Raw genomic sequence first — 463 nt, 5'->3', positions numbered from 1 at the left:
CGGGGCCTTGGCGAGGGTGGAGTAGAGCAGCAGCGCGCCGGGGGCTGCGATCAGCAGGCCGGTCGGTTCGCCGTCGTGGCCGTGGACGATCTGGCCGCCGGTGGGGTCGGGGGTGTCGCGGGTGAAGCCGCCTGCGCGGAGCGCGGCGCGGTTGAGCAGTGCCGACTGGTAGAGGTGCAGGACGAAGACGGGGGTGTCGGGGGCCGCGGCGTTGAGTTCGTCCAGGGTGGGCAGGCGTCGTTCGGCGAACTGGTCGGCGGACCAGCCGCCGACCACGCGCACCCACTGGCCGGGCGGGGTGCGCTCGGCCTGGTCCCGGAGCATGGCGAGTGCCTGACGCAGCGTCGGGACGCCGTCCCAGCGCAGTTCCAGGACGTAGTTGAGGCCGCCGCGGATGACGTGCAGGTGCGCGTCGTTGAGGCCGGGGACGGCGCGGCGGCCGAGCGCGTCGACGACCCGGGTG

Annotated in this window: 1 protein-coding gene; it reads right to left on the bottom strand. The window is 74.7% G+C overall.

Translation table 11 applies throughout. The annotated features are described in order from the left end of the window. The coding region (locus AA75_RS34310) for an amidohydrolase family protein (protein ID WP_033824273.1) at nucleotides 1-463 on the bottom strand (463 nt) is incomplete at both ends.

Source organism: Kitasatospora sp. MBT63 (assembly GCF_000710465.2).
Lineage (GTDB): Bacteria > Actinomycetota > Actinomycetes > Streptomycetales > Streptomycetaceae > Kitasatospora.
The sequence above is the reverse complement of the archived record's forward strand: the minus strand, read 5'-3'. Positions and strand labels throughout refer to the sequence as shown.